Source organism: Kribbella sp. NBC_01505 (genome assembly GCF_045040285.1).
Taxonomy (GTDB): Bacteria; Actinomycetota; Actinomycetes; order Propionibacteriales; family Kribbellaceae; genus Kribbella.
Genome location: NZ_CP109425.1, coordinates 5,425,469 through 5,448,933 on the forward strand (window position 1 = coordinate 5,425,469; position 23,465 = coordinate 5,448,933).

24 protein-coding genes and 1 pseudogene are annotated in these 23,465 nt (G+C 68.1%); 16 read left to right on the forward strand and 9 right to left on the reverse strand.

Translation table 11 applies throughout. The features are described 5' to 3' along the window. Positions 1 to 7: 7 nt before the first annotated feature. Both OG474_RS25645 and OG474_RS25650 read right to left on the reverse strand, forming a co-directional pair. Positions 8 to 928, reverse strand: coding sequence for an aldo/keto reductase family oxidoreductase (locus OG474_RS25645; protein WP_405056114.1), 921 nt, complete (start codon positions 926 to 928; stop codon positions 8 to 10). A 9-nt stretch (positions 929 to 937) separates the two neighbouring features. Beyond that, a complete protein-coding gene (locus tag OG474_RS25650) occupies positions 938 to 1,513 on the reverse strand; it encodes an ArsR/SmtB family transcription factor (protein WP_405056115.1) in 576 nt (191 codons plus the stop codon). A gap of 57 nt (positions 1,514 to 1,570) precedes the next feature. Here OG474_RS25650 and OG474_RS25655 point away from each other — a divergent pair, with 57 nt between their 5' ends. Further along, positions 1,571 to 2,155, forward strand: a complete 585-nt coding sequence (locus OG474_RS25655; protein ID WP_405056116.1) for a dienelactone hydrolase family protein — start codon at positions 1,571 to 1,573, stop codon at positions 2,153 to 2,155. 330 nt (positions 2,156 to 2,485) lie between these two features. Here the strand turns inward: OG474_RS25655 and OG474_RS25660 are convergent, their stop codons facing one another. After that, on the reverse strand, positions 2,486 to 3,925 hold the full coding sequence (locus OG474_RS25660) for an MFS transporter (protein ID WP_405056117.1): 1,440 nt from the start codon (positions 3,923 to 3,925) through the stop codon (positions 2,486 to 2,488). A 127-nt stretch (positions 3,926 to 4,052) separates the two neighbouring features. Between OG474_RS25660 and OG474_RS25665 the strand changes: the two genes are divergently transcribed. From OG474_RS25665 to OG474_RS25695, 7 genes are all read left to right on the forward strand, one after another. After that, positions 4,053 to 5,243 (forward strand): cytochrome P450, encoded by a 1,191-nt coding sequence (locus OG474_RS25665; RefSeq protein ID WP_405056118.1) that lies wholly within the window; start codon positions 4,053 to 4,055, stop codon positions 5,241 to 5,243. Then, complete coding sequence (locus tag OG474_RS25670) at positions 5,243 to 5,890, forward strand: TetR/AcrR family transcriptional regulator (RefSeq protein WP_405056119.1); 648 nt, start codon at positions 5,243 to 5,245, stop codon at positions 5,888 to 5,890. Before OG474_RS25665 ends, OG474_RS25670 begins: the two co-directional genes overlap by 1 nt. Before the next feature lie 73 nt (positions 5,891 to 5,963). Then, a complete protein-coding gene (locus OG474_RS25675; protein WP_405056120.1) occupies positions 5,964 to 7,193 on the forward strand; it encodes an NAD(P)/FAD-dependent oxidoreductase in 1,230 nt (409 codons plus the stop codon). Positions 7,194 to 7,305: 112 nt separating this feature from the next. Next, positions 7,306 to 8,517, forward strand: coding sequence for a cytochrome P450 (locus OG474_RS25680; protein WP_405056121.1), 1,212 nt, complete (start codon positions 7,306 to 7,308; stop codon positions 8,515 to 8,517). Between the two features lie 21 nt (positions 8,518 to 8,538). Beyond that, positions 8,539 to 8,733 (forward strand): ferredoxin, encoded by a 195-nt coding sequence (locus OG474_RS25685; RefSeq protein WP_405056122.1) that lies wholly within the window; start codon positions 8,539 to 8,541, stop codon positions 8,731 to 8,733. A 737-nt stretch (positions 8,734 to 9,470) separates the two neighbouring features. Next, positions 9,471 to 9,644, forward strand: a complete 174-nt coding sequence (locus tag OG474_RS25690) for a hypothetical protein (protein ID WP_405056123.1) — start codon at positions 9,471 to 9,473, stop codon at positions 9,642 to 9,644. A gap of 89 nt (positions 9,645 to 9,733) precedes the next feature. Then, entirely contained in the window at positions 9,734 to 10,843 is a 1,110-nt protein-coding gene (locus OG474_RS25695) for an epoxide hydrolase family protein (protein WP_405056124.1), read from the forward strand. Between the two features lie 81 nt (positions 10,844 to 10,924). Here OG474_RS25695 and OG474_RS25700 read toward each other — a convergent pair. Continuing rightward, positions 10,925 to 11,296 (reverse strand): annotated as a pseudogene (locus OG474_RS25700) (GNAT family N-acetyltransferase); the annotation flags it as partial. Positions 11,297 to 11,369: 73 nt separating this feature from the next. On the opposite strand from OG474_RS25700, the gene OG474_RS25705 reads away from it, so the two are divergent. Continuing rightward, positions 11,370 to 11,858, forward strand: a complete 489-nt coding sequence (locus OG474_RS25705) for a winged helix-turn-helix transcriptional regulator (protein ID WP_405056125.1) — start codon at positions 11,370 to 11,372, stop codon at positions 11,856 to 11,858. Here the strand turns inward: OG474_RS25705 and OG474_RS25710 are convergent. Next, positions 11,855 to 12,691: a helix-turn-helix domain-containing protein gene (locus tag OG474_RS25710; protein ID WP_405064613.1), complete on the reverse strand. Its 837-nt coding sequence runs from the start codon at positions 12,689 to 12,691 to the stop codon at positions 11,855 to 11,857. The genes OG474_RS25705 and OG474_RS25710 overlap by 4 nt on opposite strands. Positions 12,692 to 12,901: 210 nt before the next feature. Between OG474_RS25710 and OG474_RS25715 the strand changes: the two genes are divergently transcribed. Beyond that, positions 12,902 to 13,732: an SAM-dependent methyltransferase gene (locus tag OG474_RS25715; protein WP_405056126.1), complete on the forward strand. Its 831-nt coding sequence runs from the start codon at positions 12,902 to 12,904 to the stop codon at positions 13,730 to 13,732. A gap of 42 nt (positions 13,733 to 13,774) precedes the next feature. On the opposite strand, the gene OG474_RS25720 is transcribed toward OG474_RS25715, so the two are convergent. Further along, entirely contained in the window at positions 13,775 to 14,344 is a 570-nt protein-coding gene (locus OG474_RS25720; RefSeq protein WP_405056127.1) for a helix-turn-helix domain-containing protein, read from the reverse strand. Positions 14,345 to 14,398: 54 nt separating this feature from the next. Here OG474_RS25720 and OG474_RS25725 point away from each other — a divergent pair, with 54 nt between their 5' ends. The 3 genes from OG474_RS25725 to OG474_RS25735 are packed head-to-tail and all read left to right on the forward strand — an operon-like array spanning position 14,399 to position 16,053. Beyond that, positions 14,399 to 15,079, forward strand: a complete 681-nt coding sequence (locus tag OG474_RS25725) for an AzlC family ABC transporter permease (protein ID WP_405056128.1) — start codon at positions 14,399 to 14,401, stop codon at positions 15,077 to 15,079. Next, complete coding sequence (locus OG474_RS25730; protein WP_405056129.1) at positions 15,076 to 15,387, forward strand: AzlD domain-containing protein; 312 nt, start codon at positions 15,076 to 15,078, stop codon at positions 15,385 to 15,387. Before OG474_RS25725 ends, OG474_RS25730 begins: the two co-directional genes overlap by 4 nt. An 18-nt stretch (positions 15,388 to 15,405) precedes the next feature. Next, positions 15,406 to 16,053 (forward strand): hypothetical protein, encoded by a 648-nt coding sequence (locus OG474_RS25735; RefSeq protein WP_405056130.1) that lies wholly within the window; start codon positions 15,406 to 15,408, stop codon positions 16,051 to 16,053. On the opposite strand, the gene OG474_RS25740 is transcribed toward OG474_RS25735, so the two are convergent. Further along, entirely contained in the window at positions 16,050 to 16,805 is a 756-nt protein-coding gene (locus OG474_RS25740) for a S1 family peptidase (protein ID WP_405056131.1), read from the reverse strand. The genes OG474_RS25735 and OG474_RS25740 overlap by 4 nt on opposite strands. A 20-nt stretch (positions 16,806 to 16,825) precedes the next feature. On the opposite strand from OG474_RS25740, the gene OG474_RS25745 reads away from it, so the two are divergent. Continuing rightward, entirely contained in the window at positions 16,826 to 17,527 is a 702-nt protein-coding gene (locus tag OG474_RS25745) for a tyrosine-protein phosphatase (RefSeq protein ID WP_405056132.1), read from the forward strand. A gap of 95 nt (positions 17,528 to 17,622) precedes the next feature. Here the strand turns inward: OG474_RS25745 and OG474_RS25750 are convergent, their stop codons facing one another. Together OG474_RS25750 and OG474_RS25755 are read right to left on the reverse strand one after the other, a co-directional pair. Beyond that, positions 17,623 to 18,627 (reverse strand): glycosyltransferase family 2 protein, encoded by a 1,005-nt coding sequence (locus OG474_RS25750; RefSeq protein ID WP_405056133.1) that lies wholly within the window; start codon positions 18,625 to 18,627, stop codon positions 17,623 to 17,625. A gap of 6 nt (positions 18,628 to 18,633) precedes the next feature. Beyond that, positions 18,634 to 20,100 carry an LCP family protein gene (locus tag OG474_RS25755; RefSeq protein ID WP_405056134.1) on the reverse strand — a complete coding sequence of 489 codons (1,467 nt, stop codon included), beginning with the start codon at positions 20,098 to 20,100 and terminating at the stop codon, positions 18,634 to 18,636. Positions 20,101 to 20,394: 294 nt separating this feature from the next. Between OG474_RS25755 and OG474_RS25760 the strand changes: the two genes are divergently transcribed. Both OG474_RS25760 and OG474_RS25765 read left to right on the forward strand, forming a co-directional pair. Further along, the gene (locus OG474_RS25760; protein WP_405056135.1) at positions 20,395 to 21,249 is read left to right on the forward strand and encodes a serine protease; all 855 of its coding nucleotides are present in this window, start codon (positions 20,395 to 20,397) and stop codon (positions 21,247 to 21,249) included. 84 nt (positions 21,250 to 21,333) lie between these two features. Further along, complete coding sequence (locus tag OG474_RS25765; protein ID WP_405056136.1) at positions 21,334 to 23,424, forward strand: spermidine synthase; 2,091 nt, start codon at positions 21,334 to 21,336, stop codon at positions 23,422 to 23,424. Positions 23,425 to 23,465: the final 41 nt, after the last annotated feature.

Consider the following 23,465-nt stretch of genomic DNA (forward strand, 5'->3'; position numbering starts at 1 on the left):
CACGCTGCTAGGGCAGAGTGTTCCCGGCGGCGGTGTAGAGGCGGTACCACTCTTCGCGGCTGAGCCGGATCGCGGCGCCGGCGGCGGCGTCCTGGACTCGGCTCGGTGTCGTGGTGCCGATGACGATCTGCATGTTCGCGGGGTGCCGAGCCAGCCAGGCGATGGCGATCGCGTCCGGGGAAGTGTTGTGGGCGCTCGCCAGCTCGTCGAGGGCGTCGTTCAGCGCGGGGTAGTTCGTGCGGTCGCCGATGAAGACGCCGCTGTTCGCTGGCGACTGGACGGAGCCCCAGGTCTGGATCGTTATGTCGTGCAGCCGGCTGTAGTCGAGGATGCCGAGATCGCGATCGGCCGACTGCTCCAACCCCATGATGTTCGCGGCCAGGCCCTGCGCGACCAGAGCGGCGTTCGTGATGCTGAACTGGACCTGGTTGGCGACGAGCGGCTGCCGGACCGACTTCTTCAGCAGCTCGATCTGGCCGGGCGTGTGGTTGGAGACGCCGAACGCACGAACCTTGCCGCTGGTGTGCAGCTCGTCGAACGCGGCCGCGACCTCGTCCGGCTCGACCAACGTGTCGGGACGGTGGATCAGCAGTACGTCGAGGTAGCCGGTCCGCAAGGCGGTCAACGACTGCTCGACGCTCGACAGGATGTGCTCGCGCGACGAGTCGAAGAACCCGGACCGGATCCCGACCTTCGACTGGATGAGGACCTGGTCCCGCTCGGACTCCGCGACCGGCTGCGCCTCGCCGTACCGCTGCTCGCAGCCGTGCGGACCGCCGTAGATGTCGGCGTGGTCGAACATCGTCACACCGGCGTCGCGCGCGGTCCCGACGAGAGTGCGGATCTCCTCGTCGGTCTTGTCCTTGATCCGCATCAGCCCGAGGACTACCTGCGAGGCCGTGGTCCCGTTCATGTCAATCGTTGTCACAGTCCGACCCTAGACCTCATCCGGCGCCGGTGGCAGGGTCGGGTAGTCGGTGATCGGGTAGAGGCCGACGGTGAATCCGTACGTCGTGTCGCCGGAGCGCGGGAGTTTGTCGAACGACAGGATCAGGTCGTGGACGCCGTGCCAGAACTCGGCGGCGCGCTCCTCGGGGATCCGGGCGTGCCGGATGAATGAGCGGAGCTGGCCGTCGTCGTACGCGGTCCTGGACTCCTCGGCGGCGACCTCGAAATCGTTGAAGTCCTCGCCCAGGTTGCCGCCCTGGCGGCCGAGCCCGACGTAGAACGCCCGGGCGGCGCGGCCGTAGAAGCGCTCCTCGATCGCGCGCACCTTCCGGGTCCGGACGACGCGCAGGATGCCGGCGTCGGTCAGCACCTTCACATGATGGGCGACCGTGCTCTTGGGTCGTTTGACCGCGGTGGCCAGCTCGGTGACGGTCGCGGCGCGCTCGTGCAGGAGGCCGAGGATCGTCGTACGGAGGGGGTCGGCGATCGCCCGCACCTGCTCGGCGGTGGTGAGCTCGATGGTCTCCGCGAGCTCGTAGTCCGGCGTTTGACTGTTGCCTGTCACGATCGAACATACTAGCATCGTGGATTGTTCGAGATATTTGGATCATTGGAGCGAATCATGACCGAGGTCGTCCTTTACCACCACGCGCAGGGGCTCACCGACGGGGTGAAGGCCTTCGCCGAAGAGCTTCGCCAGGCCGGGCACACGGTGCACCTGCCCGACGTCTACGACGGCAACACCTTCGACAACCTCGACGACGGGATGGCGTACGCGAAGAGCATCGGCTTCGGCAAGCTGTCCGAGGCGGGTGTCGCCTACGCGCAGGACCTGCCGGAAAACGTCGTCTACGCAGGCTTTTCGCTGGGTGTGATGCCCGCGCAGGAGCTCACCCAGACTCGCGCCGGTGCGCGCGGCGGGTTGTTCTACTCCTCATGTCTGCCGGTCAGCGAGTTCAGCGAGACCTGGCCGGCCGGGGTGCCGGTCCAGATCCACGGCATGGACGAGGATCCCTGGTTCGCCGAGGAGGACGGCGACCTGGCGTCGGCCCAGGCCCTGGTGGCCGCGAACCCCGCCGACGCCGAGCTTTTCCTCTACCCCGGCAAGTCCCACCTCTTTGCCGACTCCTCCCTGTCGGACTACGACGAGGAAGCCGCCAAACTCCTGGTGACCCGAACCCTCACCTTCCTCGCCAACCTCCCCTGACCCCACCGCCACAACCCCCCCACCCGGTGGGTTAACCCTTCGTCCAAGGGGTTGCCCACTCGGATTTCCAACGGGCAACCCCCCAGTCCAGTGGGCAACCCCCACTTCGCGCGGCAACCCCCCCACTTCGCGCGGCAACCCCCCACTTCGCGCGGCAACCCCCCACCTCAGGCGTTGCCCCCTCCATTGGGGGGGTTGCCCATCGGGACGTTGAGTGGGCAACCCCCCAATCGAAGGGATAGCCGTCCGGGTGAGGGGTTGCCGGGGTTAAGGGGTGGTTGCCTGGTGGGTTGGGGGGTTGCCCGCTCGGGTGGGGGAGTGTGCGGTGGTTTAGGCGGTGGCCTGGACGGGGGTGGGGGTGGCGGGCTTGGTGGTGGTCGCGCGGGTGGGGATGCTTGCGGCGATGGCCAGGGCGACCAGGGCTGCGGCGGCCCCGATGATGAGGACGAGGCGGAAGCCGTTCTGCGAGGGCAGGGTGTAGGTGCCCAGGTTGATGGTGAGTTGGGCGAGGATGACGCCGGCTACCGCGCTGGAGACCGAGGTGCCGATGGAGCGCATCAGGGTGTTGAAGCTGTTGGCGGCGGCGGTCTCCGAGACGGGGACGGCGGACATGATGAGGGCGGGCATCGCGCCGTACGCGAGACCGATGCCCGCGCCGATCAGGAGCGACACCAGCACGATCTGCCAGACCTCGCTCATCAGCACGCTGCCGACGCCGTAGCCGGCGGCAACCACCACCGCGCCGAGCATCAGGGTGATCTTGGGTCCGCGGGCCGCGGAGAGTTTCGCGGACAGGGGAGCGGTGACCAGCATGACCAGGCCGGACGGGCCCATCACCAGGCCGGACGCGAGCATCGACTGACCGAGCCCGAAACCGGTTGCCTTCGGCATCTGTAGTAGTTGCGGCACCACCAGCGACATCGCGAACATGGCGAATCCGAAGACCATCGAGGCCAGATTCGTCAGCAATACCTGGGGTCGCGCGGTCGTCCGCAGATCGACCAACGGCTCGCTGGTACGGCGTTCCCACCAGCCCCACACGAGGATCGCGACGACCGCGAGCGCGAACAGCCCGAGCGTCGGAGCGCTCGCCCAGCCCCAGTCGCCGCCCTGGGAGATTGCCAAGAGCAACGAAACCAGGCCGATCGACAGCCCGACACCACCCAGTACGTCGAAGCGGCCGCCCGAGCGCACCGCGGACTCGGGGACGAACCGCAGAACCAGCCCGAAGATGATCACGCCGAGCCCGGCCGACACCCAGAACAGTGCGTGCCAGCTGATGTTCTCGGCCAGCAGGGCGGCGGCGGGCAACCCGAGCGCCCCGCCGACCCCGAGGGACGCGCTCATCTGGGCGGTCGCCGTACCGAGTCGTTCTGCTGGTAGTTCGTCGCGCATGATGCTGATCCCGAGGGGGATCACGCCGGCCGCGAAGCCCTGCAGGGCGCGGCCGACGACGAGCGGGATCAGCGAACTGCTGAGCGCCGCGACGATCGAACCGGCGATCAGGATGCCGACGCTGATCAGCAGCATCCGGCGCTTGCCGTACATGTCGCCGAGCCGTCCCATGATCGGGGTCGCGACCGCGGCCGCGAGCAGGGTGGCGGTGATCGCCCAGGCGGTCGATCCGGCCGACGCGTGCAGCAGCCGCGGCAGTTCGGGGATGACCGGGATGACCAGGGTCTGCATGAGCGCGACCGTGATGCCGGCCGAGGCCAGGACCGGTACGACGGCGCCGGCGCGCACCGGGGGAGCCGCGGGGACAGCGGACATCGGGATGCCTCCGAAGGGAGGGGGACGGTAAATAGTTGGTTTCTGCAACCAAAGGTTAAGTCAGGCAGTTGACTTAAACAAGATCGCGAGGCAAGGTGGAAGGAGATCAACGCGGAGGTGATGTCTCGTGACCGAACGTGACGCGATCGACTATCCATTGGCGCCGATTGCGGCCATCGAACCGCCGGAGGAGTGGGCGGAGCTGCGGCAGCAATGCCCGGTGGCTCATGTCCGGCTCCCCAGCGGGGACCAAGCGACCTTGCTCACCCGGTACGACGACATTCGGCAGTTGATGTCAGACCCTCGCTTCGCGCGGACCTCGAGCGAGGAGGGCGCGGCCCGGGTCTCGATGCTGGACCAGCAGGAGTCGGCGGTCCCGCGGCTCGGTGAAGGTCACCAGCGCTGGCGGCGGATGCTCACCAAGTGGTTCACCGCGAAGAAGATGGCCGTCCTGCGGCCGCGGATCGAGGCGATGGCCGAGCAGCTCGTCGACGAGATGGTCGCGCATGGCCAACCGGCCGACCTGCGCGCGAGCTTCGGTTTCCCGCTCCCGGTCTGGGTGATCTGCGACCTGCTCGGCGTGCCGAACGAGGACCGCGACCGGTTCTCGCACTGGTCCGACACCTTCCTGAGCGTCAGCCGCTACAGCCAGGCCGAGGTCGACGCCGCCCAGGCGGAGTTCACCGAATACATGGCCGGTCACGTCGAGGTGAAGCGCGGCGCCCCCGGCGACGACCTGCTCAGCGACCTGATCACCCGCGCCGACGCCGCCGGTGAGTACCTGGGCAACGACGCACTCGTTGCCACCGGCAAGGGTCTGCTGATCGCCGGGCACGAGACGACGACGAACATGATCGGCAAGATGATGGCGATGCTGCTCGCCGACCGATCGCACTGGGAGCAGTTGCTCGCCGACCCCGAGCTGGTCCGCACCGCGGTCGAGGAGACCCTGCGGTTCGACGCGAACGCCGGCTTCGGCCTGACCCGGTACGTCGACGAGGAGGTCGAGCTGCCGGGCGGCACCGTGGCGGCCGGTACGACGGCGATCCTCAGCCTCGGTTCGGCGAATCGCGATGAGTCCGTGTTCACCGACGCGGCCGAGCTGGATCTGTCGCGCAGCCCGAACCTCCACATCTCGTTCGGTGTCGGACCGCACTCGTGCGTCGGCCAGTCGCTGGCTCGGACCGAGCTGCAGGTCGTGCTCGAGGTTCTGCTGCGCCGCCTTCCGACGCTGGCCCTCGCCGTACCGGTCGGAGAATTGCCGCCGGTCGAGGGTCTGCTGGTCGGCGGTCTGCAGAAGGTCCCGGTGGTCTGGTGATGATGATGGCGAAGGCGGCTCGACCCGACCGGACGACGGCGACCCGCGAGCTGATCCTGGACACGGCCGAGCGGATGTTCGCCGAGCGCGGGATCCACGAGGTGTCCAACCGGCAGATCAGCGAGGCGGCCGGGCAGGGCAACAACACCGCGGTCGGCTACCACTTCGGCACCAAGACCGATCTGATCCGGGCCATCCTGCGCCGGCACTCGGCCGTTGTCGAGGAGCGCCGGGCCGAGATGGTCGCGGCGGCCCAGGGGAGTCGCCAGCTGCGGGTTTGGGTCGAGTGCCTGGTTCGCCCGTCGACCGACTACCTCGCGTCGATGGGCGTGCCGACCTGGATGGCTCGGTTCAACGCCCAGCTGATGACCGATCCCGCGTTGCGTGAAGAGGTCCTCAACGAGGTCCTGATTCCGCCGTCGATGCTGGAGATCATCGATGCGCTGAACGCGTGCATCGGGGCGCAGTCGATGCCGGTGCGGATGGAACGCGGCGCGATGGCGCGCATTCTGATCGTCCAGATGATCGCGGATCACGAGCGCGACCTGGCCGAGGGGCGAGCGACCGCGCGGACCAGTTGGCATGACATGGCGACCGGTCTGATCGACGGCATCGTCGGGCTCTGGACTGCACCGGTGACACGGTGACCGAGCGAAGCGAGGGCGCCAGAAAGTACAGCGAGCTTCGCTCATTCGCGCCCGCAGCGAAGCGAGGACGAGGATGAGTGTTCTGATTGTTGGGGCTTCCGCGGCGGGACTGTCCACGCTGGAAGCCCTGCGTAGGCAGGGTTATCAGGACCCGATCACGGTGCTCGGTGCCGAGACTCACCTTCCGTATGATCGGCCGCCGCTGTCCAAGCAGTACCTGTCCGGGATCTGGGAGGCGGACCGGACCAGCCTGCGCCCGGAGGCGATGCTTACCGCGCTGGGAGCCGACTTCGTGCTCGGCGATGCCGCAGTCGCGCTCGACGTGGAACGCCGTACCGTGCACACCGCGTCAGGTCGGCAGCTGTCCGCCGACTCGATCGTGCTCGCGACCGGACTGCGCCCGCGGGTACTACCCAATCAGCCCGATCTGGCCGGCGTGCACGTGCTGCGGACCCTGGACGACGCGGCCGCCCTGCGCGTCGACCTGGCCGGTGCGTCCCGCATGGTCGTGGTGGGCGACGGCGTACTGGGTGCCGAGATCGCAGCCACCGCACGCAAACTGGGGCTCCCGGTCACGATGGCCGGCCCGCAGGCGGCGCCGCTGGCCAGCCAATTCGGTCCGGTGGTCGCCGGTCTGCTGGCCGAGCTCCACACGGCCGAGGGCGTCGAGCTCAAACTCGGTACGGCGGTTGCCGGGCTGACCGGAGTCGACGGCCGGGTGACCGGCGTCGAGCTCGCGGACGGCGAAGTACTTCCGGGTGACGTGGTCGTCGTAGCCCTTGGCGCGACTCCGGCTACCGAGTGGCTCGCGGACAGCGGTCTCACGCTCGACAACGGCGTGGTGTGCGACTCGCAGTGCCGAGCGGCTGACGGAATCTACGCCGCCGGTGATGTCGCACGCTGGCGGCATGACGGGCTGGATGCCTTGCTCCGCTTGGAGAATCGGACCAACGCCACCGAGCAGGCCGCCTGTGTCGCGGCGAACATTCTCGGCGAAAGTCGTTCCTACACACCGATCCCGTACTTCTGGACCGACCAGTTCGCCACCAAGATCCAGGTCCACGGGATCCCGTCGGCCGATGCCGAAGTGACCGTGGCCGAGGGCGCGATCGGCGACCGCCGGTTCGTCACCCATTACCGCCGGGACGGCCGCACCGTCGCCGTACTCGGCTGGAACATGCCCAAACAGACCCGCCTGCACCGGGAACACCTGGTGCACGGGCAGGCCGTGTCTGGTGGTTCCCCGCCTACTGCGCTGCACTCGGCACGGCACCTCGCCGCACTGGAGGAAAGGCCACGATGAAACCACATCGAGGCCTCCCCTCCAGCGCGCCGATGCACCGCACCGAGCACATGCTCGCTACGGCGCGGAACCACCAGACACGACCAATCCTCACCTGGGGAAGGGGAACGCGATGACAGCAACTCATCAAGCTCCGGAGTATCCGATGGCCCGTGCCTCCGGATGCCCGTTCGATCCGCCGCCGCAGCTGCGCTACCTGCAGGAGGAAGCACCGCTGGCGAAGGTGGATGTCTTCGGCCAGACCGCCTGGATGGTCACCCGGTACGACGACCAGCGCCGGCTGATCGGCGATCCGCGGATCAGCTCGGACATCTACAAGCCGGGCTATCCGGCCGGCAACCGGATCCTGCCGCGGCAGGACGACGACACCGGCATCGGCTTCATCCTGATGGACGATCCCGATCACGCGCGAATGCGCCGGATGGTGACCGCGCCGTTCATGATCAAGCGGGTCGAGGCGATGCGCCCGCAGGTGCAGAAGATCGTCGACGACCTGATCGACGAGCTGCTGGCCGGACCGAAGCCGGTCGACCTGGTCCAGGCCTTCGCGCTGCCGATCCCGTCGCTGGTGATCTGCCAGCTGCTCGGCGTCCCGTACGAGGACCACGACTTCTTCCAGAAGAACAGCAGCATCCTGCTGCGCACCAGCGCCTCGATCGAGGAACGGACCAAGGCACGCGGCAACATCGGCGGCTACCTGAACGAGCTGATGGGCGACAAGATCGAGAACCCGAAGGACGATCTCCTGTCGGGGTTGGCCGAGCGGGTCAAGGCCGGTGAACTGACCCGCAAGGACGCGGCCGGGATCGGCGTCCTGCTGCTGATCGCCGGGCACGAGACGACCGCGAACATGATTGCCCTCGGCACCCTCGCACTCCTCGAGCACCCCGACCAGCTCGCTCGCCTCCGCGACACCGACGATCCGAAGCTGATCTCCTCCGCGGTCGAGGAACTGCTGCGCTACCTGACGATCACCCACCAGGGCCGTCGCCGCGCGATCCTGGAGGACATCGAGTTCGACGGGCAGATCCTGAAGGCCGGCGAAGGAGTCATCTTCCCCAACGACATCGCCAACCGGGACCCGGACATGTTCCCGGACCCCGACATCCTCGACGTCACCCGGGACGCCCGCCGCCACATCGCCTTCGGCTTCGGCGTACATCAGTGCCTAGGGCAACCATTGGCGCGGATGGAGCTGCAGGTCGTCTACGGCACCCTCTACCGCCGGATCCCGACCCTGCGCCGGGCCGTCGAGCTGGACGACATCCCGTTCAAGCACGACGGCGGCGTGTACGGCGTCTACTCCCTCCCCGTCACCTGGTAATCCGAGAAAGAAGCCAACCTCATGAAGATCATTGTCGACCAGGACAAATGCGTCGCCTCCGGGCAATGCGTCACCGCCGCCATGGACGTCTTCGACCAACGTGACGAGGACGGCATCGTCGTCCTCCTCACCGAGAACCCACCCGCTTCCCTAGCCGCCGACGTCCACCAGGCCGCCGCCGTCTGCCCAGCCCTGGCCATAGTCGTAGAAGACTGACCCACCCATCGCTAACGTCCGAAGGACCGGGAGGCCCCGCCCTCCGGTCCCTCGGACGTCAACGCGCGCGGATCTGCGCCACTCACCAACCCCCTCCGGCGAGTGTTTTCGAGCGGCGGTTGAGCGTGTGAACGCCGGCGCTACCGAGGTTGGTGAGTGGGGGCGGTCCGCGAACGAGCGGGCCAGCGTCCCGAGGCCTGCTCCCGGGCGACCCAGCCGGTGCCGCTTGCGTTATCCGGTGGATTTTGTGGACCGGCGACGAAAAGCCACCGGCTACCGCGGGCGCGGGTCTCGGCCGGCCAGTTCCGGGGGGTGTGGAGGGCGCACGCTGGGCTTGAACAAGTAATGACCTGTGCCGACCCACCGGTTCCTGTTCAAGCCCTCAGCTGGTGGCTACTTTTCGCGCCCCACCACAACCCGGCAACCCCAAGCAAGGTGAACGCGGTAACCGGCCTCTTTCCCGGACCGCAACCGAAGCCCGGCAACCGAGGGCAACGGGAACGCGGGAACCGGCCTCGCCATCCGGGCCAGCCACTGCGGCGGCCGGCCATGCTGTCTTTCAGATCGGCCGGTCGCGGCGAGCAACCACAAACCCACGTCCCCGGCCGAGTCCTTTCGGTCTGCACCCCGCCCGACCGCCAAGGCCAGCCGACTGAAACCCACAGCGAGCAGAGCGGAGGGCTGACCCAGATCGCGAGGCCGGCGACCGCGATCCCGTCGCCTGGGCCAGACAGGCTGTGGCTGAGGTTCGGGACTCGCGCTATCCGGTGGATTTGGGGTACTCAGCGACGAAAATCCACCGGATAACAGTGGCCGTCGTCTCCGCATCCCTCAGCGACCGCGCCTACGACACCGCCGCCGCGCCCGACGTGCTCGTCGCGGCGGTCGGGGAGGTGTGGCTGACGACATGAGGAGGTGGCCTCTCCGGATGGAGCGGGCGCTGACGGCGAGCCTTCGCGGGGGACTACCTCATGTCGCTACCGACGCTTAGGTTTGGGGGATGCGGGAGTTCAGGGTCGCGGTGCCGGAGGCGGAGGTCGAGGGGCTGCGGGTGCGGCTTCGGGCGACTCGGTGGGCGAGGCAGCTGCCGGGGGAGGGGTGGGAACGTGGGGTGCCGGTCGAGTATCTGCGGTGGGTGGTCGAGCAGTGGATCGAGTTCGACTGGCGGGTCTGGGAAGCGCGGCTGAACGCGTACCCGCAGTTCGTGACGCGGATCGATGAGCAGGACATTCACTTCCTGCATGTGCGATCGCCTCAGCCCGATGCGTTGCCGCTCGTGCTCACCCACGGTTGGCCTGGTTCGGTCGCGGAGTTCCTCCCCGTCCTCGGCCCCCTGACCGACCCCGCCGCGTACGGCGGCGATCCGCGCGACGCCTTCCACGTCGTCGCGCCATCGGTCCCCGGTCACGGATTCTCGGTACCGCTCGAGTCCGGCTGGGATCACCTGAGGATCGCGAAAGGCTGGGCCGAGTTGATGCGGCAGCTCGGCTACGACCGGTACGGCGCTCAGGGTGGCGACACCGGCTCCGTCGTCTCACCGTTGCTCGGGGCAACCGATCCGGACCACGTGATCGGCGTACACATCAATGGCGGTCTCGCCTATCCGGACGTTCGGCCCGACGATCAGCTGAGCTCGGTAGAGCGCGAGCGGCTCAAGGCCGCAGATCGCCTGCGCGCGGTCGGCACGGGGTACGCCGACCTCCAGAGCACCCGGCCGCAGACCGTGTCGGCCGCGTTGAGTGATTCACCGGTCGGGCAACTCGCCTGGATCCTCGAGAAGTTCTGGGAGTGGACCGACCCAGCGAAAGCCCTGCCCCACAACGCTGTTGATCTCGACCATCTCTTGTTCGACGTCTCCATCTACTGGTTCACCAACACCAGCGCGACCTCCGCCAACCTGTACTACGAAGGCGGCGATCAGCACGCGCGGTCCGACGTACCGACCGGAGTTGCCGTCTTCCCGACCGATCCCGCGATGCGGCAGGTGTTAGAGCGTCGGCACCGGGTTGTGCACTGGTCGGAGTTCGCGCGGGGTGGGCATTTCGCGTCGCTTGAGGTGCCGGACCTGCTCGTGGACGACATCCGCCGGTTCTTTCGGCTGGTCCGGTAGCCGGGCCGGCGCCACGAAGGTCATCAGTGAGCCGTCGCGCTCGGCTACCGCGTCGGGCCATCGACGTCTGACCATCCGAAGACTCGTGTCGTTGGTCGCACTCACCACGAAGAGGAAGTGCGTGGCGCCGGTCGCGATCGCGTCCGCGGCGGCGACGGCGAGCATGTGTACGCCGAGACCGCGGCCCTGCTCGTCGTCGGCGATCACGGCGGCCAGCTCGGCCGTGTCGGGGAGGCCGGTCGCCCAGGCCCACATCGCGTGGCCGACGAGCTGATCGCCACGGCTCGCCACCCACGCGGCTCCCGCCGGCCTGAGCATCCGCAGCAGTAGCGCGGACCGTGGCGGGCTGCCGATCGCGGTCTGGAACCGGAACCAGCGACTGAGGTCGGACAGGCCGCCGAGCATCCGCCCGAGCCCGTCCAGGTCGGCCTCGTCGCCCCGGCGGAGGGTCATTGGCTGAGTCTGATTCACGGATTCAGCCTGACTGCACTTGGCTAAGTCTGTCAAGCAGACTTATCCTCGAGGTATGACCACCCGGGTACCGGAGGCGATGGCCTTCTCGACGGAGAACTGCACGATCTCCCGGACGATGGAGATCCTCGGCGACAAGTGGACCTTCCATGTCCTGCGTGAGCTGTTCGTCGGCGTGCGCCGGTTCGAGGACATCCGGACCCGGGCAGGCATTCCCCGGCAGGTGTTGACCGATCGGCTCGCCGCGCTGATCGAGCGCGGGGTGCTGCGCCGGCACCCGTACCGCGAACCCGGGCAGCGCGAGCGGTACGAATACCGGCTGACCCAGGCCGGGCTCGATCTCTATCCGGTCCTGGTCGCGATGATCCAGTGGGGCGATCAGTACCTCGCCACGGAAGGCGGTGCCCCGATCGAGCCGCGCCATCGCGACTGCGGTGAGCACGTGAGCGTCGTACTGCGATGCGAGGTCGGGCACGAGCCGGAGCCACGCCAGGTCGCGATCCGCCCTGGTCCAGGCGCCATCCCGCGGGAGCTGGCCAGCTAGGCTGAGTCCAGAGCCTCGATCGCGGCGCGGAGCAGGCGGTCGGTGTCTCGCGGCTGCGCGGCGGCGATGGACAGTGCGTCCATCGTGACGACGTACGCGTCAAGGTCCTCGCGCTTGTCCAGGTAGACCGCGCTGGTCAGATGCTCGATGTAGACGATGTCCGGCAGGTCGGCGTCGTTGAACCGCAGCAGCGTGAACGCGCCACCGGTTGCGGTGTAGCCGCCCTTGCTGAACGGGATGATCTGCAGCGTCACGTTGTGCCGCCGCGACTGATCGAGCAGGAACTCGAGCTGGTTGCGCAGGATCGCCTTGCTCCCGATCGGCCGGCGTAGCACGGCTTCGTCGATGACCGCCCAGAGCCGGGCAGGTCGCTGCTGCGTCAGCACCTCCTGGCGGCGCATCCGCAGGGCGATCAGGCGATCCTGCTCGGCGCGCGGCAGCGGCTCCTCGAGCCGGCCCAGCGAGATCACCGCGCGTGCGTACTCGGGGGTCTGCAGCAGGCCGGGGATGAACTGGAGCTCGAAGGTACGGATCAGGTCCGCGGCCATCTCGAGGCCGATGTAGGTGTGGACCCAGTTCGGCGTCAGGTCGTCGTACCGCTGCCACCAGCCGGGGTTGTTCGCCTCCCGGGCCAGCGTCAGCAGCCGGTCCCGCTCGACGTCGTCCTCGAGCTTGTACAGCGCGAGCAGGTCCTCGACGTCGCGCACCTTGAAGCCGACCCGGCCGAGCTCGAGCCGGCTGATCTTCGACTCCGAGCCACGGATGGCCCAGCCGGCGTCGGTGCGGGAGATCCCCGCGTCCTCGCGCAGCCGGCGCAGGTGCGCGCCAAGCATGATGCGCAGGGCGGTAGGCCCGCCGTACGCCGGTTCCGTCACGCCTCGCCCTCCCCAGTTCTCAGGTGCTCCGGGATCATTTCACAACCGAATGTAACGACGTCCACCCCGACCCGCGTGCACGACGTGTTCACCGGGGCCTACTGTCAGTAGAGTCTCACCACAACCTAAATCAACCGATACAGGCCGACAGACAGTAATGAGGTTCGTATGCCCGACTCCAGCAAGGCTCCCAGTTCGGTTCCGGTCGGAGTGGACACCACTCGGGCCAGTATCGCCCGGGTGTACGACGCCTTCTTGGGAGGTAAGGACAACTTCGAGGTCGACCGCGAGGTACTGCGTGGGGTCCAGGCCGCCGCGCCGCAGGCCCAGGACCTGGCCTGGTCGAACCGGAACTTCCTGATCCGCTCGTGCCGGTTCCTGGCGGGCCAGGCGGGGATCACGCAGTATCTGGACTGCGGATCCGGTCTGCCGACCGCCGAGAACACCCACCAGGTCGTGCAGCGGATCCAGCCCGAGGCCAAGGTGCTCTACACCGACAACGACCCGGTGGTGCTCGCGCACGGCCGCGCGCTGCTCGAGGAGAACGAGAACACGCTGTTCGTCAGCGCCGACATCTTCGAGCCGGACGAGCTGCTGAGCAAGCCCGAGGTGCGTAACTTCCTCGACTTCAGCCAGCCGATCGCCGTGATTCACGCCGGCACGCTGCACCACTACATCGGCAGCGAAGGTGGGCAGATCATGCAGAAGTACGTCGACGCGGTGGTGCCCGGGTCGTACACGGTGATCTCGCACTTCTACGACCCGGAGACTCCGGAGCACACCGCGGTCGCCCAGAAGATGGAGGACAAGTTCATCCACAGCCCGATGGGCAGCGGCAGGTTCCGCACCCGCGCGGAACTGATGGAGTTCTTCCCCGGCCAGGAGCTGGTCGCCCCGGGCCTGGTGCTCTGCGACGACTGGTGGCCGGACGGCCCGCGGCTCAAGCCGCTGAACCAGGTCGAGGAGTGCATCGTCGGCGCCGTCGGCCGCAAGCTCTGACCACCTGTACGTCGAGCGCCCGGGCCGCGTGGTCCCGGGCGCTTACACGTGCTCGGAGATCAGGGTGGCGATGGTGTGAGCCTCGAGGCTTTTGAAGATGTGGGGGAGGTCTCCGGGGTAGGCGACGTAGTCGCCGGGGTGTAGCTCGATCGGCTCGTCGGCGGGCCCGACCAGGGCGCGGCCGGAGCCGAGGATGACGTGCTCGACAACGCCCGGCATGTGCGGCTCGGAGCGGCGGCCGGGGCCCGGCGTGACCTCGATCCGGTAGATGTCGCGGCGCGCGTACGGCGGGCTCGACGCGACCAGGGTCGCGCTGTACTCGACGTTCTCCGAGTAGATCACCGGCCCCTCGCCCGCCCGGATGACCTGGACCTTCGGCCGCGGCGGATCGAGCAGCGCCGCGAACGGCGTGTCGAGCGCGACCGCCAGCGCCCACAACGTCTCGACGCTCGGGTTGCCGCTGGCCGACTCCAGCTGGGAGAGCGTCGACTTCGCGACGCCGGCCCGCTTGGCGACCTCGCTCAGCGACAACCCCGCCCGGGCCCGGTGCCGGCGCAGGGAGGCCGCGATCACATCCAGTGGTGCCTTGTTGTCCATCCGTGTTCGCTCCATCGGTCCAGTCGTTCGAATTGACGAACGGGTGGTGTCGTGTTCATCATAATGTCCATGCGTTCGATCTGGCGAACACTCAACCCGCGACTGGCCCGCGACATCGCCCTGGTCTGCCTGGCCGACGGCGTCGTCGGTCTCTCGTACGGCGCGATCATTGTCGGAGGCGGTCTGTCGTGGTGGGTGCCGGTGCTGTTGTCGATCGTGGTGTTCGCCGGGGCGTCGCAGTTCCTGTTCGTCGGGATCGTGGTGGCCGGCGGCAGCCCGATCGCGGCGATGATCGCCGGGGTGCTCGTGAACACCCGGCACGTCGCGTTCGGCCTGGCGGTCGGCGACGAGATCGGATCGGGCTGGCGGCGCTGGCCCGGCAGCCACCTGATGACGGACGAGAACGTCGCCTTCGCCATCGGCCAGGACGACCCGCGGCAGCGCAGAGCGGCGTACTGGGCCTGTGGGATCGGCATCTTCATCTGCTGGAACCTCGGCACCCTCCTCGGTTCCGCGGTCGGTTCGGTGATCACCGACACCGATGTCTTCGGCCTCGATGCGGCCTTCCCCGCGGTCCTGCTTGCACTGGTCCTGCCGGCCTTACGCGATCGCTCGACCCGTACGGCGGCCTTGGTCGGAGCGGTCGTCGCGTTGGCCAGCACGCCGTTCCTGCCGGCCGGTCTTCCGGTGCTCTTCGCCTTGGTCGGTCTCCTGTTCTACCGTGTCCCAGCCTTGGAGCCGGCCCGGTGAATCTGCTTCCAGCGATCGCGATCCTTGCCATCGGCACCTTCGCGCTGCGGTTCGCCGGACCTGCGCTGCGCAGCCGGTTCGAGATCCCCGAACGGGTTCAGGGTCTGCTCGCAGCCGCCGCGATCGTGCTGCTGACCGCGCTGGTCGCCACCGCCGCCCTCACCGATGGCACCGGCCCCGCTGGGATCGCTCGGCCGGCAGGCGTGCTGGTCGGTGGCGTCCTCGCCTGGCGCAAGGCGCCGTTCGTCCTGATCGTCGTGGCCGCCGCCGCGACCGCAGCTGGGCTAAGGCTCCTCGGTGTCCCTTAAACGCGTTAACGTGACGTCATGAGCAGCTCATCCGCCCCCTCCGCTGCGCCGAAACGGACTCTGATCTGGATAGCGATCGGATGTTTCGCGGTCGGCCTGGCGCTCACGGCGTTCTTCGTCGTGCGGATCATCACGACCGCGCCGGCCTCGCCGCAACCGATCGGTGACAGCAGCACGCAGGTGACGCTGGAGGAGAAGGGACTGACGGTCTACTCGTCGATCCCGGTGCTGGAGGTGCCCTGCCGGGTCAAGGACGCGCAGGCCGGCGACATCCCGATCGTGCAGCCGCACGGCACCGAGCAGATCACCGTCAACGGCGACAGCTGGTACGTCGTTGCCCGCTCGGAGAACCCGGTCCCGGCCGGCGACTACCTGGTCACCTGCACCGACAAGGAGACCAGCGCGACGTACGCCGTCGGTCCGCGGAGCTCGGTCGTCGCGTTCATCGTGTCGATCTTCGGCGCGATCGGCTCGGTGGTCGTCTTCGGTGCCCTCGGCGCGGTCCTGCTCACGATCGGCATCGTCCGCCGTCGCCCGAAGCCGGTCGGCCGCGTCCCCGGCTACGCGCCCCCGCCCGGCAGCCCCGCGCCGCCCACGCACCAGACCTTCCCGGCGCCACCGCCGTACCAGCCGGGACCCAACCCCGACCGACCGCACGACCGCTAGAGCGGCAAGCTGAAGGCGGACAGCCGGGTGTAGACGCCGGGGAAGCCTGCGCGGGCGCAGCCGTGGGCCCAGGAGGTGAGTCCGGCGAGCTTGCCGTCCAGGATCAACGGGCCGCCACTGTCGTACTCACACGTGTCCGCCTCGGTCGTCCCCGCGCAGACCATGCCGGCGTCGAACGAGCTGCCGTACGCCGTCGTACAGGTCGAGTCCGCCACGATCGGTACGACGGCCTTGCGCAGTACGGCGTTGGAGTCGTCGCTCTCGGACGTCGTCCCCCAGCCGAAGATGCCGGCGGGTGCGCCGGCCGGATAGGTCGACCCGGCGTCGATCACCGGGAGCGTGGTGCGGTTCACCGCACGGCTCAAGGTGAGGACGGCGACGTCGTTGTGCTCGACCGTGTCGCCCATGAACTTCGTTTCCTTGAACCCGGGATGCACCCAGATCTTCTTCACCGACACGGTTTCGCCGTCCTTGCCGTGCAGGTCGGCGCGGCCGAAGGTGCCGCGGAGCAGGCCGGGGGTGAGCTTGAACAGGTTGGCGCAGTGTGCGGCCGTCACCACCTTGTCCGGGCGGACCAGGATGCCGCCGCAGAACTGGCCGGACGGTCGCAGCAGCATCCCGGGACTCGAGACCGCGACCATCCACGGTGGCGGCTCGACCGTCGTACCGCCGATGACTGCGTTGGCGCTCGGTGCGGACAGATTGGCGGCCACGGTGAGGAACGCCGCGGCAAGGAGGAGTTGGCGTCGCATGTCCGCACGATAATGGCTCAATGGATCTCAACTGGCCCGGTTGCCGCAATGTCCGCGACGTCGGTGGGCTGCCTACCGCAGACGGTCGCACTATCCGGTACGGCGTACTGGTCCGTTCCGAGAGTTTGCAGTATCTGACGCCCGAGGGGGTCGAGGCGGTACGGCGTTCCGAGGTGAGCCGGATCCTGGATCTGCGAACTGACGGCGAGGTGCGGGATGCTCCGACGCCGTTCACGGGTACGCCGATCGCGGTTCGGCAGCGGCTGGCGGATCCGGCCGACCCCGACCACGGGCAGCCGACGATCGTCGCGGCCTGCATCTGGATGCTCGACCAGCGGCCGGCGTTGTTCGCGGCCGCGGTGAAGGCGATCGCGGACGAGCCCGAAGGCGCGGTCGTCGTGCACTGTCACGGCGGCAAGGACCGGACCGGGATGGTCGTCGCGCTCGCGTTGAGCATCGCCGGCGTGCCGCGCGACGAGATCATCGCCGACTACTTCCTCACCCAGTCCCGGTTGGCGCCTTGGCTGGAGGAGCAGTTGGCCGCGGAGCCGGACCGGTCGAAGCACCCGGAGATGATCGAGTTCCGCGACACCCGCGCCGAGTCGCTGGTAGCGATCCTGGCCCACGTCGACGAGGTCTACGGCGGCCCCGAGGCCTACCTGCGCCACGGCGGCCTCACCACCGAAGACCTCATCCACCTCCGCCACCGCCTCCTCGGCTAACCGCCCCGCCGACCGCCATCTCGTGGGTCCACCCATCCGATGGCGCGAGCGGGGAGGGGGAGGGAAGGAGCGGCTCGGGGTCAGACGGTGCGGGCCTAAACGGTGCGGGGATGTTCGCGGAGGCCGACGATGAAGCCGAGGCCCCAGGACATGTGCATGGTGGCGCAGATCAACGGCATCTGAGCCAGTGCCTTCCAGGGCAGGTAGCGGCCCTCGACGGCTGAGCCGAACAGGAGCAGCAGGCCGTAGCCGAGCGGGGCGAGGAAACCCAGGTCGAGCCAGGCGTTGCCGGTGATCAGGCCGATGATGCCGAGGATCGTGCCGAGCGCGATGCCGATCACGGCGACCGGCGGCGCGAGGTAGCGCTTGCTCGCGGTCTCGGGGTGCCGGCGGATCACCTCGCGGCGCCACTGGCCGGTGTGGAAGAACTGCTTGGCCACCGCGGACAGCGAGGACCGCGGCCGGTAGGTGACCGACAGGTCCGGGCTGAACCAGATCAGTCCGCCGGTCTTGCGGATCCGGTAGTTCAGCTCCCAGTCCTGGGCGCGGTGCATGGTCTCGTCGAAGCCACCGACCCGCTCCAGCGCCGTACGCCGGAAGACTCCCAGGTACACGGTGTCCGCGGGACCGGCCTTGCCGCCCTGGTGGAACGTCGACGCGCCCAGCCCGAGCCGGGAGCGGTACGCGCAGGCGACCGCCATCTCGGTCGGGGTCCGGCCCTCGGCCGCCATCACGCCGCCGACGTTGTCCGCACCGCTCTCGTCCAGGACCTCGACCGCGCGGGTGATGTACCCGTCGGCGAGGGCGCCGTGGCCGTCGACCCGGACCAGGATGTCGTGCCGCGCGTGGGCGATCCCGGCGTTCAGCGCGGCCGGCGTCTTGCCGGTCGGGTTCGCGATGATGCTGATCCGGCCGTCGCGATCGGCGAGCTTGTCGGCGATCTCCTGGGTCCGGTCCTTGCTCGGACCGATGGCCAGGACGACCTCCAGCTCACCGGGGTAGTTCTGGTCGAGCACACGCCCGACAGCCTCTTCGAGGTGGCGTTCCTCGTTCAGCACGGGCATCACGACGGACACGGGCGGCCAGTGGGACAACGGCATATCAGGTCAGGCCTTACAGATCGAAGCGACGTCGTCGACGTCGTTGGCGGGTTTGGTCGGTGAGGTCGTCGGCTTCTTCGCCGGCGTACTCGGCTTCTTGGTGGTCGTGGTCTTGGGAGTATCGCTGCTCTTACCGTCGCCCGAGGAGGCGGCCTTGTCCAGCGCTTCCGACTTCTCGATCGCCTGGGCCACCTTCGTCCGGATCAGGGCGAAGTCGGGGTTGCCGGTGTGGATCAGGGGTGGGACCGCGGAGAAGCTTGACACCGGCAGCTTCTTCGCGTCCAGCGCGAGGTCGGTGAAGGTGCCCAGCTCGCCGGCCGGGATGCTCGTCTTGACCACTTGTTTGCTGGCCGACGCGATGCCCTGGAACTTGGTCAGGACGGTCTGCGGCGACAACTGGTTCAGCATCGCAGACATCACGCACTTCTGCCGAGTCATCCGCTCGTAGTCCGAGGACTCGGCGCGCGAGCGGGCGAACCAGAGCGCGTGGTACCCGTCGAGGTGCTGGTTCTTGCCGGCCTCGATGTAGCCCTTGATCGGCGAGGTGCCGCCGCCGATCGGGACCCGCTTGCCGATGTCCAGGGTGATCCCGCCGACCGCGTTCAGCAGGTCGCGGAAGCCGGCCAGGTCGATCAGGACGTAGTAGTTGATCTTCAGCCCGGTAACCGCGGAGACGGCCTGGGTGGTCGCGGTCTCACCCGGGTTCGGGTCGCCGGGGAACAGGTTCTTGTGACCGGCCGCGTAGGTATAGACCGCGTTCAGCAGACATTCGGACCCGCACTTGTTCCACTCGAAACCGTTCGGGAACTGCTTGGCCATCGGCGTACCGGCGGGGAACGGGACCTTGGCCAGGTTGCGCGGCAGGCCGATCAGGACCGTGCGGCCGGTGTCGGCGTCGATGCTGGCGACCGTCATGCTGTCCGGCCGGGTGCCGATCCGGTCCGCGCCGGAGTCGCCGCCCATCAGCAGCACGTTGTAGCGGCCGTGCTCGGCGTCGGACTTGTGCCCGTTGCCGAAGACGCTGGCGACGAAGTCGCGCTGCGTGTTCACGAACGTGGAGGCCCAGATCAGCGCACCGGCCACCACGAACACCAGCACGGCGTCCAGGACGCTGGCCGCGAGCCGGTGGTTGCGCTCCAGCGTCATCGGCTGGGCGATCCGGTAGGCGTCGACGAACAACGCGGCCCAGCCGACGGCCAGCAGGATCAGCAGGATCTGGACGATCCGCAGGGTGCCCGGCCGGGCCATCAGGTTGATCGCTCCGGCGCGCCAGATCAGCGCCAGGACAACGATGAAGATGATGATCGCGAGCAGGCCCGCGACGATCCGCCAGGCCCAGCGCCCAGCACGTTTGCTGCCTGCCACGATCTGCGCCGACCCCGGCAGCACCAGGGTCATCAACAGCAATGCCAGGGCCCGCTTGAACCGCACCGGCTCGCTGAGGTTGCGCAGGTCTGCTTTCTCCTGCGGCATGAGGTCCTTCCGTTCTCGGCTCGGGCGGGCTGTTGCCGACCGTACCGTGTCGTCCTGGCGGTCAGTTGGTACGACGTGCCGGAGGACGCGATGGTTCGAGCCGGAGCGGGTCCGAAAACGAAGAGTAGCAGCCCGCACACGATGGGTGTGCGCGGAGCCATCGATCACACCCAATGCAGGAAAACCCCTGCGTACACCCTGTGATCAGGCGGATTCACACGGTTGTGATGGTGTTCGGCGGTTGAGATCGGTTTACCTGGTGCTGCCCAAATCGACAGTGAGGAACCGCCCCCCATGAAACTGTTCCGTCCCCTTTTTGCCGTCGCTGCGGCCACGGCCATCACCCTGACCGGTCTCAGCGCTGCGCAGGCCGCACCTACCCCAGCGCCTGCCCCGGCCGCGGTTCGCGCTCCCGGTGGCGACTTCACCGGGATCGCAGCTCTCAGTAACTGCTCCGGATCGCTGGTCCGGTTCGCGTCGTCGGTCTCCACCGATCCGGCGCTGATCCTCACCAACGGTCACTGCTACGAAGGTGGCATGCCCAGCCCCGGCCAGGTGCTCGTCGACCGCTCGTCCACGCGGTCGTTCACGCTGCTGAAGCCGAGCTCGAGCAACGCCGGTACGGTCCGGGCCAACCGCGTCCTGTACTCGACGATGACCAAGACCGACGTCACGCTGTACCGGCTCACCGAGACCTACGCGGCGATCCAGTCCCGGCTGGGTGTTCCGGCCCTGACGCTGGCCCAGTCCGCGCCCGCCAACGGCGCCGGTATGGCGGTCGTGTCCGGCTACTGGAAGCGCATCTACAAGTGCTCGGTCCAGGCCACCATCCCCGAGCTGCGCGAAGCCGGCTGGGTGATGAAGAGCTCGATCAAGTACCGCCAGCCGGGCTGCGAGACCATCGGCGGTACGTCGGGTTCGCCGATCGTCAGCACCTCCACCGGTGAGGTCATCGGCGTCAACAACACCGGCAACGAGGACGGCGGCCGCTGCACGATGAACAACCCGTGCGAGGTCGACGGAGCAGGCAACATCACGGTCGACCAGGGCGCGGCGTACGGCCAGCAGACCTGGTGGTTCTACACCTGCCTCTCGGCCACCCGCACCATCGACCTGAACAAGGCCGGCTGCCTCCTCCAGAAGCCGTGACCTGCACCCGCCTCTGGTGGTCCGGCCACCAGAGGCGGGTATCGGGTGACGTACGACACTGTGATTCGGGTAACGTCGCGCCACATGGCAGTCGACTCCTCCACGGAACCCGTGACGACGACGAACTGGCCGAGCCCCTTCGGGGTCCGGACCCGGCTGGTGGCGGCCAGCGCGCTGATGCTCTTCACCGAGCTCGCGCTGATCCGCTGGACCGGCTCGAACGTCGTCCATCTCAGCTACTTCTCCAACTTCGTGCTGCTCGGTTCCTTCCTCGGAATCGGGATCGGCATCTTGCGCTCGGGGCGGGCCAAACGGCTGCCGTACTACTCGCCGTTGATGCTCGGCCTGCTGGTCCTGGTGATCGCGTGGAAACCCGTCACCGTCGACCGCGGTTCGTCGTCGAGCGTCATCTACTTCACCAGCCTCAGTACGACGGGACCGCCGGTCTGGGTGATCCTGCCGATCGTCTTCATCGCCGCCGCGGTCGTGCTCGCCGGTCCGGCGGAGCTCGTCGGCCGCTGCTTCGGCGAGCTGCCGCGACTGACGGCGTACCGGTTCGATCTGGTCGGTTCGCTGATCGGGATCGTCAGCTTCACCGCACTGTCCTTCCTTGGTGCTCCGCCGATCTGGTGGGGTCTCATCGTCACGGTGATGTTCGCCGGGCTGATGATTCCGCGGGCGCGCGGCGTCGCTGCGCAGCCGCTGGTGGCCGCCGTACTGAGTGCTGCGTTGGTGTTGGCGCCGTTGCTCGTCATGGTCGGTGTGCTGTTCAACGAGTCGACCAAGTCGGAGAACAGCTGGTCGCCGTATTACAAGGTGCAGACGGCCAAGGACACCTTCGAGGGTGTGCCGCTGCTGACGATCACCGTGAACGGCGTACCGCACCAGCAGGCGATCCCGGCGGACGCGCGGTTGCAGTGGGAGCCGCAGTACGGGCTGCCCTATGCGCGGGCGAACGCCGGTAAGGCGCCGAAGAACGTTCTGATCATCGGAGCGGGTTCGGGATCGGACGTCGCGATCGCGCTCAAGAAGGGCGCGACCCACGTGGACGCGGTCGAGATCGACCCGCGGATCCGCGACATCGGCAAGGCGCTGCACCCGGACCGTCCGTACCAGGACCCGCGGGTGTCGTCGCACATCGACGACGGGCGCGCGTTCCTGTCCCGCAGCGACAAGAAGTACGACCTGATCCTGCTCGCGCTGCCGGACTCGCTGACGCTGGTCAACGGCGCGAGCTCGCTGCGGCTCGAGAGCTACCTGTTCACCCAGCAGGCGTTCGAGTCCGCGCGTGATCACCTGAACCCGGGTGGCGCGTTCGCGATGTACAACTACTACCGCGAGGGCTGGCTGATCGATCGGCTCGCTCTGACCGCTGAGAAGGCCTTCGGTCACAAGCCCTGCGTCGACAAGGTCGGCGACTCGCTGCAGCAGGCCGTCGTCACCGTCGGCCTCACCGCCAACGACCAGACCTGCCAGGGCGAGTGGGCCGGCGCCACGGCGATCACGCCGCCGCCGGCCACCGACAACCGCCCGTTCCTGTACCTGTTCACCGACCGCATCCCGTCGCTGTACCTGATCACCCTCGGACTGATCCTGGTCGCGGGCCTGGTCGGCGTCGGCATCGCCGGCGGCGGGTCGTCGTACAAGCGGATGCGTCCCTACACGGACCTCTTCTTGCTGGGCGCGGGCTTCATGTTGCTGGAGACCAAGAGCATCACCGGCTTCGCGCTGCTCTTCGGTACGACGTGGGTCGTCAACGCGATCGTCTTCGCCGGAGTGCTCGTGGCGGTGCTGGCCGCGGTCGAAGTCACCAGACGGTTCCGGACTCCACCCACCAAGGTGATGTTCGCCATCCTGTTCGGCGGGCTGGTGCTGTCCTGGATCTTCCCCGACAACTGGCTGCTCTCGATGCCGGTCGGCCTGCGCGCGCTGGTCGCGGTGATCATCGCCTTCACGCCGATCTTCGCCGCGAACGTCATCTTCGCCAAGCGCTTCACCGACACCGAGGACGGTACGGCGTCGTTCGGGGCCAACCTGCTGGGCGCGATGCTCGGTGGCTGCCTCGAGTACGCGGCGCTCATCATCGGCTTCCACGGTCTGCTGATCATCGCCGCGGTGCTGTATCTCGGGGCGTTCCTGCTCCGGCCGAAATCGAAGGCAGTCATCGGGACCTAGCTGCTAGGTTCTGATGTCTGGGTCGCTCGGACCTCCTGCCG

What these genes read in the sequence shown, in the direction of transcription:
- OG474_RS25725 (WP_405056128.1), top strand. Translation starts at nt 14,399, where the DNA reads ATGCGTTCGATCTGGCGAACACTCAACCCGCGACTGGCCCGCGACATC.
- OG474_RS25680 (WP_405056121.1), top strand. Translation starts at nt 7,306, where the DNA reads ATGACAGCAACTCATCAAGCTCCGGAGTATCCGATGGCCCGTGCCTCC.
- OG474_RS25755 (WP_405056134.1), bottom strand. Translation starts at nt 20,100, where the DNA reads ATGCCGCAGGAGAAAGCAGACCTGCGCAACCTCAGCGAGCCGGTGCGG.
- OG474_RS25760 (WP_405056135.1), top strand. Translation starts at nt 20,395, where the DNA reads ATGAAACTGTTCCGTCCCCTTTTTGCCGTCGCTGCGGCCACGGCCATC.
- OG474_RS25685 (WP_405056122.1), top strand. Translation starts at nt 8,539, where the DNA reads ATGAAGATCATTGTCGACCAGGACAAATGCGTCGCCTCCGGGCAATGC.
- OG474_RS25710 (WP_405064613.1), bottom strand. Translation starts at nt 12,691, where the DNA reads ATGCTTGGCGCGCACCTGCGCCGGCTGCGCGAGGACGCGGGGATCTCC.
- OG474_RS25740 (WP_405056131.1), bottom strand. Translation starts at nt 16,805, where the DNA reads ATGCGACGCCAACTCCTCCTTGCCGCGGCGTTCCTCACCGTGGCCGCC.
- OG474_RS25675 (WP_405056120.1), top strand. Translation starts at nt 5,964, where the DNA reads ATGAGTGTTCTGATTGTTGGGGCTTCCGCGGCGGGACTGTCCACGCTG.
- OG474_RS25735 (WP_405056130.1), top strand. Translation starts at nt 15,406, where the DNA reads ATGAGCAGCTCATCCGCCCCCTCCGCTGCGCCGAAACGGACTCTGATC.
- OG474_RS25750 (WP_405056133.1), bottom strand. Translation starts at nt 18,627, where the DNA reads ATGCCGTTGTCCCACTGGCCGCCCGTGTCCGTCGTGATGCCCGTGCTG.
- OG474_RS25765 (WP_405056136.1), top strand. Translation starts at nt 21,334, where the DNA reads ATGGCAGTCGACTCCTCCACGGAACCCGTGACGACGACGAACTGGCCG.
- OG474_RS25745 (WP_405056132.1), top strand. Translation starts at nt 16,826, where the DNA reads ATGGATCTCAACTGGCCCGGTTGCCGCAATGTCCGCGACGTCGGTGGG.
- OG474_RS25670 (WP_405056119.1), top strand. Translation starts at nt 5,243, where the DNA reads ATGATGATGGCGAAGGCGGCTCGACCCGACCGGACGACGGCGACCCGC.
- OG474_RS25715 (WP_405056126.1), top strand. Translation starts at nt 12,902, where the DNA reads ATGCCCGACTCCAGCAAGGCTCCCAGTTCGGTTCCGGTCGGAGTGGAC.
- OG474_RS25655 (WP_405056116.1), top strand. Translation starts at nt 1,571, where the DNA reads ATGACCGAGGTCGTCCTTTACCACCACGCGCAGGGGCTCACCGACGGG.
- OG474_RS25695 (WP_405056124.1), top strand. Translation starts at nt 9,734, where the DNA reads ATGCGGGAGTTCAGGGTCGCGGTGCCGGAGGCGGAGGTCGAGGGGCTG.
- OG474_RS25705 (WP_405056125.1), top strand. Translation starts at nt 11,370, where the DNA reads ATGACCACCCGGGTACCGGAGGCGATGGCCTTCTCGACGGAGAACTGC.
- OG474_RS25720 (WP_405056127.1), bottom strand. Translation starts at nt 14,344, where the DNA reads ATGGAGCGAACACGGATGGACAACAAGGCACCACTGGATGTGATCGCG.
- OG474_RS25660 (WP_405056117.1), bottom strand. Translation starts at nt 3,925, where the DNA reads ATGTCCGCTGTCCCCGCGGCTCCCCCGGTGCGCGCCGGCGCCGTCGTA.